At 65.0% G+C, this 3612-nt stretch carries 3 protein-coding genes; 1 reads left to right on the top strand and 2 read right to left on the bottom strand.

What is annotated here, in order from left to right:
- Nucleotides 1–31 precede the first annotated feature (31 nt).
- On the bottom strand, nucleotides 32–1234 hold the full coding sequence (gene ftsY / locus K728_RS0105975; RefSeq protein ID WP_024476186.1) for a signal recognition particle-docking protein FtsY: 1203 nt from the start codon (nucleotides 1232–1234) through the stop codon (nucleotides 32–34).
- 64 nt (nucleotides 1235–1298) lie between these two features.
- Here ftsY and K728_RS0105970 point away from each other — a divergent pair, with 64 nt between their 5' ends.
- Complete coding sequence (locus K728_RS0105970; protein WP_024476185.1) at nucleotides 1299–2564, top strand: MFS transporter; 1266 nt, start codon at nucleotides 1299–1301, stop codon at nucleotides 2562–2564.
- Here K728_RS0105970 and K728_RS18550 read toward each other — a convergent pair.
- Nucleotides 2561–3612 (bottom strand): AAA family ATPase (locus tag K728_RS18550; protein WP_035747357.1); only part of this gene is annotated, 1052 nt, incomplete at its 5' end. The two genes, K728_RS0105970 and K728_RS18550, sit on opposite strands and share 4 nt — an antisense overlap.

Genomic DNA, 3612 nt, shown 5'->3' with positions numbered 1-3612 from the left:
TCCATCGTGGGGCGCCGCTTTCTTTGGGTAGTTAGTTGAGGATCGCGTCCACGAAGGACTCGGCCTCGAACAGTGCCAGGTCGTCGGCGCCCTCGCCGAGGCCTACCAGTTTCACCGGCACCCCGAGGCTGCGCTGGATCGCGACGACGATGCCACCCTTGGCGGTACCGTCGAGCTTGGTCAGGACAATACCTGTCACGTTGACTACTTCAGCGAACACGCGGGCCTGGTTGAGGCCGTTCTGCCCGGTGGTGGCGTCAAGCACCAGCAGCACCTCGTCAACGGTGGCCAGTTTCTCGATGACCCGCTTCACTTTGCCGAGTTCGTCCATCAGACCGACCTTGTTCTGCAGGCGACCGGCAGTGTCGATCATGACCACGTCCACCTCGCCGTCGATCCCGGCTTTGACTGCCTCATAGGCAACCGAGGCGGGGTCGGCGCCGTCGACGTCGGACCGGACCGTGGGGACACCCACGCGCTGCCCCCACGTGGCCAGCTGCTCAGCGGCAGCGGCACGGAAGGTATCAGCTGCGCCGAGCAGGACGTCCTTGTCGTCGGCGACCAGCACCCGGGCCAGTTTGCCAACGGTGGTGGTCTTTCCGACGCCATTGACGCCGACCACCAGGACCACTGCCGGGCGGTCTGCGTGCCGGTCGGTCGCGAGGGACCGGTCCATGGTGGGATCGACGAGCTTGATCAGCTCTTCGCGGAGCATGTCCTTGACCTCGGCGGGGCTGCGGCTGCCTGCCACCTTCACCCGGGCGCGGAGCGCGTCCACCAGTTCCATTGTTGGTTCGGTGCCCAGGTCGGCGAGCAGCAGGGTTTCTTCGATTTCGTCCCAGACGTCCTCGTCGATGTTGTCGCGGGACAACAGGGCGAGCAGGCCCTTGCCGAGTGCGTTGTTCGAGCGGATCAGCCGGGCACGGAGGCGGGCCAGGCGGCCCTGTACCTCGGCGGGGGTTTCGACCGGAACCGTTTCGGTGCCGATGGTGGTTTCGTCGAGGTCGCGCAGGTCGTCAGGAACAATGACGTCGTCGGCCGTGTCTGTAGGCCGTTCCAACGTGTCGGTGGAGGTCCCCGGGGCGCCGCTGGCAACCCGGTCGTCGTCGTCGCGGGTGCTGGTGTAGGTACCCGGTGGTGTTTTCCGTCCCTTCAGCAGCAGCACGGCGAGTGAGCCGATGACCGCGAGAGAAATGGCTACGTAAATTACTATCTGGAGCGTCGTCTCGTTCACAGACCTAGCTTCTCATACGCGTCTGGCGCTGCCCGGGCGAAACTGGTGAAAGACTGAACGCATCATGTTCAGCCTCAGACGCTCCCCCGCTACCGGCATGCCCGCCGGCGAACCCGCAGAACGCATCAAAATCCCGCAGGAAATCTGGGTTCTGATTGCGGCGGCTTTCGTCATCGCCATTGGTTTTGGATTGGTGGCCCCGGTCCTCCCACAGTTCGCCCAGAGCTTCGATCTGCCGCCCATCGTGGCACGCCTCGATCTCGGCGTCACAGCGTCAGCAATCATCGTGAGCGCCTTCGCCTTTACCCGGCTGGTTTTCGCGCCGGCGGGCGGCAAGCTCGTCGAACGGCTGGGTGAGCGGCCCGTTTATGTGTCCGGGTTGCTGATCGTGGCCCTCTCGACGGGTGCCTGTGCGTTCGCAGCCGACTACTGGCAACTGTTGATCTTCCGCGGACTGGGAGGCATCGGTTCCACCATGTTCACCGTTTCCGCGATGGGCCTGATCGTTCGGTTGGCACCACCCGGTCTACGTGGCCGGGTGTCCGGTACGTACGCCTCGGCATTCCTGCTCGGCAGCATTTTCGGCCCGCTGATCGGTGGGCTGCTCGCGGTGTTTGGTCTGCGGGTCCCGTTTCTCGTCTATGCAGGTGCGCTCATCATCGCGGCGGCAGTGGTGTTCATCAAACTGCGTGACTCGGCCCTCCGCGACAAGGCGGCCAATGCCGCTCCACTGCAGGTCCTGACGGTTCGGGAAGCCCTCGGCGATTCTGCCTATCGGGCTGCCCTTGCATCAGGATTCGCCAATGGCTGGTCCTCGTTCGGTGTGCGGATGGCGCTGGTTCCGCTGTTTGTTGTGGCCGTCCTCGGGGAAGGCCCGGAAATGGCCGGCGTTGCGCTCACCTTCTTCGCCGCAGGTACCGCGTTGGCGCTAACCTTCTCCGGTCGGCTAGCCGACCAATGGGGCCGGAAGCCCATGGTCCTGACCGGATTGGTGGTGAATGGTCTGGCCATGGCGAGTCTGGGATTCACCACAGATCTGGTGATGTTCCTTGCCGTCTCTGTCGTTGCCGGGCTGGGCGCTGGGCTCCTCAACCCCGCTCAGCAGGCAGTGATCGCCGACGTCATTGGCAACCAGCGCAGCGGCGGGAAGGTCCTGGCTGCGTTCCAGATGAGTGCCGACACCGGCGCGATCATCGGCCCGATCATCGCCGGGCTCCTGGTGGACGCCCTGTCCTTCGGGTGGGCGTTCGCCCTGACCGGTGCCATAGCCTTCGCGGCGTTTCTGGTGTGGCTGGGTGCCCGCGAGACACTTCCCGAACGAACCTCCTAGGCTTCCACCAGTCGCTGGCTGATGACGGCGGAGACGCCGTCGCCCCTCATCGTCACGCCGTACAGGGCGTCCGCCACTTCCATCGTCCGCTTCTGGTGGGTGATGATGATGAGCTGGCTGGATTCGCGGAGTTCCTCGAATAAGGTGATCAACCGGCCGAGGTTGGTGTCGTCGAGCGCTGCCTCCACCTCGTCCATCACATAGAACGGTGACGGCCGCGCCTTGAAAATTGCCACCAGCAGTGCGACGGCGGTCAGCGAGCGCTCGCCCCCTGAGAGCAGGGAGAGCCGTTTGATCCGTTTTCCGGCGGGGCGTGCTTCCACTTCGATGCCGGTGGTGAGCATGTTCTCCGGGTCGGTGAGGACGAGACGACCTTCCCCACCGGGGAACAGCCGCCCAAACACCCGTTCGAACTGCACTGCTGTGTCCCGGTAGGCCGCGGTGAAGACCTGCTCCACCCGCTCATCGACTTCCCTGATGATGTCCAGCAGGTCTTTGCGGGTCGCCTTGAGATCTTCGAGCTGGGTGCTCAGGAACTGATGGCGTTCCTCCAGTGCGGCGAACTCCTCCAGGGCCAGCGGGTTGACCTTGCCCAGCGAGGCGAGGTCCTTCTCGGCGCGCTTGAGCCGTTTCTCCTGCTCCGCCCGGACAAAGGGCACCCCTGCAGGTACTGGATTGCCGTCGTCGTCCACTGGGGCACGAAGCTCCGCCCACTTGTCGGCGGTCGCTGCGGGTACCGGCACCGGGACGTCCGGGCCATACTCGGCAACGAGGTGATCGGCTGTCAGGCCGAGCTCATCGATGGAGCGGTTCTCAAGCGTCTCGATACGGGCTTGCTGCTGCGCACGGGCCAACTCATCGCGGTGCACCGAGTCGGTCAGCTCCGCCAGCTCGGCCAGCAGCCGGTCATTGCCGGTCCTGACCTCGCCGAGTTCGGCGTCCCACTGGGCGCGCAACTCCTCGGCGGCGTCACGGTGGCGTGCCGCCTGATCCACTGAAACGTCAAGGTAGGCCAACGCACTGCGGGCCGCCTGCCCGACGGCGGCCG

The organism is Arthrobacter sp. CAL618 (assembly GCF_000468215.1).
In the GTDB taxonomy this organism is placed as follows: domain Bacteria; phylum Actinomycetota; class Actinomycetes; order Actinomycetales; family Micrococcaceae; genus Arthrobacter_D.
Note: the sequence above shows the minus strand (reverse complement) of the source record. Positions and strands in the feature narration are given on the sequence as shown.